This is a genomic window from uncultured Campylobacter sp. (genome assembly GCF_938045205.1).
Taxonomy (GTDB): Bacteria; Campylobacterota; Campylobacteria; order Campylobacterales; family Campylobacteraceae; genus Campylobacter_B.
The window spans coordinates 1-5,417 of record NZ_CALIMY010000011.1 but is presented as its reverse complement, the minus strand read 5'-3'; the positions used below and the strand labels follow the sequence as shown (position 1 = coordinate 5,417).

Below are 5,417 nucleotides of genomic sequence, written 5' to 3'. Positions count from 1 at the left end.
CGCTTAAAAGCTATGTGGAAGCAAAATCGCGCAAATTGTGAGGGGGTATAGAAAATGAGAGTGGGAAATTTTTGCGCTTATTTTTGAAAGTTCCTAAGATAGGCGATTTAAAAAGCTTCACTCTCAGTTGTAATGCAAGAATTTTGCGGCGGTAAAAATCCCAACGATCCCAAAATGCCAATTTCATCCCAAAATAAGCGAAATTTTAAACGCTTTTATAAGAGATCAAGCCCAATTAACGAATATTTAAATACATTCTGAAATCATAGAAAATTTAGCTCAAATATATCATAAATCATTTTAGGCTGTATTTTGTTTTAGCGAGAATTTATATGATTAAGACACATAAAAATCAAAAATATGTGTCTTAATAAAGCTTAAAGTGTCTTAATCATCATCAAAATACCTCATTCTAAGCTTTACGATTAAGACACATACAAAAAAACAACACAAAGACAACCACAAACTTAAAAATTCGTTTCTTGATTAAGACACATATTAAGGTTATTTTTATATTTTAAAATATTTTTACATTGATATTAAATTTGCACTGAACCTTGCCCACTATTTTTAGCTGATCTATTTCTGCCCCCTTTAAAACAATGTCTTGATAAAAGCTATTTAACGATGTTAGTTTTATTTCTTTGTGTATATTATCTCTTAAAAATTTTTTCATATATGCATCTCCGCCGATATTTGCTATGACGATATCGCCATTTTTTACCTCTGCGTCCAAATCAACCACTACAGCGTCGCCATCTTGGGCGAATGGCTCCATACTATCTCCATAAACTTTGATTACATCGTAATTTTTAAGAGGTATTTTTAACACTTGCTCCATGAAATCTCTACCGATAGGGATTATAGAGTAATTTTGCGTGTCGTTGTTTGAGCCATAACCAGCACTCGCCGTTACATCTTCGAAATATCTTAAATAGGCGTGGTCGTTATATGGTTTATTAACCTTGTTGGCGCTCAAATTAGCAAATTTTAATTTTGCCGTTGAGGTTATTCCTTTTGAGCGCCATGTAGCAGCCGTATTCCTAGAGTATCCGAGCCTTTCCGCCACATCTTCGAGGCTGTCAACTTTAAAAAATTTTTTCATATTTTCAAATATAATTTTATCCCTTTGAGTGCCCATTTCTGCCCTTTCGATTAAAAATTTTATTTTATAAGGTATTTTAACCTTGACAATAAGGTAAAAATACTATATAATACTTTCAAATCTTTGAAAAAGAATTATACCCCATTCGGGATTAAAACTTTCAAAGGTTTGTAAAAAAGTCTTAGATTTCTATTTTTAACAATAAAAATCTAGATGGAAGGAGTTGCCAGGTGATAAGGGATTATTTTAAAAATAACTGCATAAGCATTAGGCAGTGGGCGAAAAAGCATAATCTAAGCGAGCGTACTACCTATATGGTAATCAACGGCGAAGTGCTCGGAAATAAGAATTTTAAGACGTCGAAAAAGGTATTCGAAGCGCTTTTGAGCGAGGGCATAATCAAACAGATGCCTGTAGGATTTATCAAAAAACAAGACGAAGAAGCGGATAAAAAGGCTAGTTGATGTTGTATGTCGAGACTACGGCGGCAGCTAAGATTTTTAGCGTCTCTTCGAGCGCATTAAAGGAAGCTTCGCGTCGCCACTCCCTCAAATACCCATTCATCCGCCTTCAAAACGTCGGCGCTAGAAGCCGCGGCGGGGTAAAGCTGCTTTTTGAGGTCGGCATCGCAGATATTGACGCTGCTATCAAGCGCGAAAAAATCGACAAAAATATAAACGTATGGCTAAGCGATACCGCTTCTGAAAACGGAGTAAAACAGATGAAATTTAGCGACATAAAAAGCAATCACGGCGCACAAGATGTAAGAGAGCAAAAAAGCGGAACGGACGAGCCGGGCGGTTCAAGCTATGCGATGCTAAGCCCTGCAGATAAAAGCAAGGCAAGCGAGAAGATTAAAATTCTCAAAGAGTGGGAAGAGGCGAAGAAGAGCAACGTGCCCTCTAAAAAGTTTTGCGAAAGCTTCGGTGTGAGCGAAGCAAACCTTTTTAGATGGCAAAGAGCGTATAAGGCAGGCGGCGCGGTCGCTTTGGTAGATAATCGCGGTAAACACAGAAAGAGCGAAAGCAAGCTTGAGCCGTGGATGAGCGAGTTCGTGCTTGATAAATTTCGCGCTTACGGCGCGGGCGGTCTAAATGTCGCTCAGCTTTGGCGAGATCTACATAAAGAATATTTTAGCCGTCGCGGTGAGCCGCAAAATTATCCTAAATTTTTATGCGGTACCATAAAGCCGCTCTTTGATGCGGGCGTCGTAAAAAGGTATTTGGATAATTATTACGCCGACCCCGCCAATCGGCTCGAATACGTGATGATAACCAAGGGCGAAGATAAGGCAAAAAGCTATATGCAGCCTGCCATGGGAGATCAAGGCGAGATCATCACGCGCAGAAATCAATGCTGGCAGATAGATAGCTCGCCGCTTGACGTGATGGTGCGCGACGGCGAAAAAGGCGAAGCAATACGTGCAAACGTGCTAAGTATAGTCGATGTTTATAGCGGTCGCTGCGTAGCGAGTATCGAGCGAAAATCAAACGCTTTAGGGCTAATTCGGTTGATGTGGAAAGCTCTAAGCAAATTTGGAAAGCCGGACTTTATCAAGGGTGATAACGGCAAGGATTATCTAAGCGATCAATTTCAGCACCTATTAAACGGGCTAGGGATCGATTACGACAGAGCTATCGCATACAGCGGCGACGAGAAGGGATTTGTGGAAAGACATTTCGGCACGCTCCAGCACGGCGGGATTTCACAAACGCCGGGCTATATCGGATTTAATCTCGCAATGCGCGAGGCGGTAGAGCAGCGTACGCCTAAAAAAGAAAGGCACGCCAAAGATGAAAACGGACTACCTAAAAAGACGAATTTAAAATACTTGCTAACCCTGCAGCAGGTGCGGGATAGATTTGAAACCGAAGTATTAAGCTGGGATCTAATGAGTGTGGGCAGAAAGAGAAACAGCCCGATAAATAGATGGAATGCCGACGATACACCGCTAAAGGGCGTTAGGCTCGATGAGTTTATGCTTCATGCGGGCGGTCTTGTGTCCCGAGTGGTAAGCAAAAAAGGCATTAATTACGAGGCGATGCAATTTGTCAGCCAATTTTTGCCGAGCGTAGGCACGGAAGTATTCATAAGCGAAAATATCGATGACGTAAGCAGCGTGTTTGTATTTGATAGGGATGGAAATTTCATCTGTGAAGCAAGAGATAAAAACATTTGCCCGATGAGCGCCGAGATGTATAAGATGGTCAAAAAGGTCTTTAAGGATGAGATGAAGGCTATTCGATCTGTCATCAAGCGAGCAGAATTCAGCGAGTTTACGAGACTAAACGTCGATTATGACCTCGAGGTAATGCTTGCGGCGCATAAAGAAGCTCTAAAGCCTGAAAATTTTGTTTATGAAGATAACGACCAGGTAAAAGCCGTAAAGGAAACGATTAAAACCCAAAAAGAGATAAACGAAATCAGCGCCAAAGCGTTTAATTATGAGAGTTTAGAAGTGAGTGTAGCGAAACAGAGGGCTAAATTTAGCCTCGATGACGCCATAGAGATGGCGAGCGGTGAATAAGCTTTTCAAAAAGCATTTTAAAAGTGCTTTTTAAAGGGCTTTAAACGGATTTTAAAGACTTTGAATTTTAAAAGAAAGGAATGAACATGAAGCTGGCACACGAAATCGTGGCGTTCATAAAAGCGAACGAAAAAAGCGGTATGAGCCAAAACAAATTCGCAAAGCTTTTGGGGATTAATCCCGCATATATTTCGGGATATATCAAGGAGGGATCCTCCTACAAATATGCACACAAAGTAGAAGGACCCGCAAAAAACTACATTGATAATTTTATCAAAAAAATCGATGTAACGCAAGATGAGCTGCCTTTCATCAAAACCCGCGATGCGAAAAGCATCCATGCAGTCATCAACTGGGCGGTAAAAGATCGCGATATGGCAATGATTAGCGGCGCGGCAGGCAGCGGAAAGACGAGGGCTATTAAAGAATATGTTCGCACGCATCCGGATAGCATCCTCATTGAAGCTACGATCAACACGTCTGCAAAAAGCCTTTTTAAAATTTTAACGGCTGAGCTCGGATTGGAGAGCAAGGGGTGCATCGACGATCTGATCCGTCGTAGTGCGGCCGAGCTGAAAAAGCTCAGTAAAACGATCATCATAGACGAGGCGGAGCACCTTCCGTATCGTGCACTGGAGAGCCTGCGAAGAATGCACGATTTTAGCCGCGCGCCGCTAGTGCTTGTCGGCACAAACAAATTGCAGCTAAATTTGACCTCTTCGCGAAGCGGCGACGCCTTAGAGCAACTCAGTTCGCGCGTCGGCAATAAATGGATCTTGGGTGGTCTCAGCTATCTAAACGATGATAATCAGATCATATCCGATGATCTCAAAGAGGTTTGCAAAAGCTTCGGCGTAGAAGATAAGGACTGCGTAGGGCTGATACAAAGGCTTGCAAAGGGAAATTTCAGAAAGACCGAGAAGCTTTTAAGGCGTTCGAGAATGCTTTGTGAATACGGCGGCGGCACGATAAATGAAGACGTAGTAAAAGAAGCTACGAAGATGCTTTTGTTGTAATAGTTGTAACGGTTGTAAGGAGATAAAAATGAAAATTTCAAAAGATACAAATATGAAAATGAGCGATCTAAAAGCTTGCAAAGACGAGATCATAATCGCGCACTCATTCATTCTATTTCGCACCCCGCGGGGCTGGATTACAAAGAGAAGACACCGCGAGAGCATAGCGGTACCGATCCCGTACTTCCGCCGCGGATTCGGGACGATCTGGAGCTAGGCGACTTTGATTTTAAATGGCGCCCCGTGCGGGCGTCTTATAAAGTCAAATAAAGGAGCGGATATGAAATTTCCTAAAGAACTTGAAACAAAACGCACCAAGTGCATCGTCTATACTCGCGTGATGGGCTACCTGCGCCCGGTCGAGAGCTTTAACATCGGTAAAGTGGGCGAGCATAAGCAGCGCGTGCTATTTGAAGAGAAGAAAGATGGTAGCCGCACTAAGTAGGCGCGAAAGCGCAAGAGAGCTAAGAGATGATGCCGAGACGAGCTATAAAGAGCTTGCGGCGATATTCGGCATCAGCGTCCAACGGGTAGCGATGATCGAGCGAGCCGCCCTTGCGAAGCTGCGCCATCCTAAAAACCGCAAGGCGTGGATAGCGATATTTGAGACTATCGCAGAGATAGAAAAATGCAGAGCTCAAAGGCTCGGCAGCGGTTGGACGTTAAAGGGGACAAAAAGTTGAAGCTAAAAGATCTAATCAATTTAAGCGCGCAGGATTACAGCGCCGCAGCTCTGCGTGAATTATACGCAAAGATGAGCGCCGCCGTG

The 5,417-nt window shown here is 42.7% G+C and carries 7 protein-coding genes; 6 read left to right on the top strand and 1 reads right to left on the bottom strand.

The window, feature by feature from the left end; genetic code table 11:
- Positions 1-517 precede the first annotated feature (517 nt).
- The gene (locus tag Q0198_RS00590) at positions 518-1,141 is read right to left on the bottom strand and encodes a S24 family peptidase (protein ID WP_297893821.1); all 624 of its coding nucleotides are present in this window, start codon (positions 1,139-1,141) and stop codon (positions 518-520) included.
- 194 nt (positions 1,142-1,335) lie between these two features.
- On the opposite strand from Q0198_RS00590, the gene Q0198_RS00585 reads away from it, so the two are divergent.
- The 6 genes from Q0198_RS00585 to Q0198_RS00560 all read left to right on the top strand — a co-directional run bounded on the left by Q0198_RS00585 (position 1,336) and on the right by Q0198_RS00560 (position 5,331).
- Positions 1,336-1,569: a hypothetical protein gene (locus Q0198_RS00585; protein ID WP_297893818.1), complete on the top strand. Its 234-nt coding sequence runs from the start codon at positions 1,336-1,338 to the stop codon at positions 1,567-1,569.
- Positions 1,569-3,632 (top strand): DDE-type integrase/transposase/recombinase, encoded by a 2,064-nt coding sequence (locus tag Q0198_RS00580; protein ID WP_297893816.1) that lies wholly within the window; start codon positions 1,569-1,571, stop codon positions 3,630-3,632. Before Q0198_RS00585 ends, Q0198_RS00580 begins: the two co-directional genes overlap by 1 nt.
- 86 nt (positions 3,633-3,718) lie before the next feature.
- Positions 3,719-4,648, top strand: a complete 930-nt coding sequence (locus Q0198_RS00575) for an AAA family ATPase (RefSeq protein WP_297893813.1) — start codon at positions 3,719-3,721, stop codon at positions 4,646-4,648.
- A gap of 28 nt (positions 4,649-4,676) precedes the next feature.
- Complete coding sequence (locus Q0198_RS00570; RefSeq protein WP_297893809.1) at positions 4,677-4,865, top strand: hypothetical protein; 189 nt, start codon at positions 4,677-4,679, stop codon at positions 4,863-4,865.
- 63 nt (positions 4,866-4,928) lie between these two features.
- The gene (gene nrdD / locus Q0198_RS00565; RefSeq protein WP_297893806.1) at positions 4,929-5,093 is read left to right on the top strand and encodes an anaerobic ribonucleoside-triphosphate reductase; all 165 of its coding nucleotides are present in this window, start codon (positions 4,929-4,931) and stop codon (positions 5,091-5,093) included.
- Complete coding sequence (locus Q0198_RS00560) at positions 5,074-5,331, top strand: sigma factor-like helix-turn-helix DNA-binding protein (protein WP_297893804.1); 258 nt, start codon at positions 5,074-5,076, stop codon at positions 5,329-5,331. Before nrdD ends, Q0198_RS00560 begins: the two co-directional genes overlap by 20 nt.
- Positions 5,332-5,417: the final 86 nt, after the last annotated feature.

Bases quoted from the DNA above. Each gene is read 5' to 3' on its own strand.
- Q0198_RS00590 (WP_297893821.1), bottom strand. From the start codon at position 1,141: ATGGGCACTCAAAGGGATAAAATTATATTTGAAAATATGAAAAAATTT.
- Q0198_RS00580 (WP_297893816.1), top strand. From the start codon at position 1,569: ATGTTGTATGTCGAGACTACGGCGGCAGCTAAGATTTTTAGCGTCTCT.
- Q0198_RS00575 (WP_297893813.1), top strand. From the start codon at position 3,719: ATGAAGCTGGCACACGAAATCGTGGCGTTCATAAAAGCGAACGAAAAA.
- Q0198_RS00570 (WP_297893809.1), top strand. From the start codon at position 4,677: ATGAAAATTTCAAAAGATACAAATATGAAAATGAGCGATCTAAAAGCT.
- nrdD (WP_297893806.1), top strand. From the start codon at position 4,929: ATGAAATTTCCTAAAGAACTTGAAACAAAACGCACCAAGTGCATCGTC.
- Q0198_RS00560 (WP_297893804.1), top strand. From the start codon at position 5,074: ATGGTAGCCGCACTAAGTAGGCGCGAAAGCGCAAGAGAGCTAAGAGAT.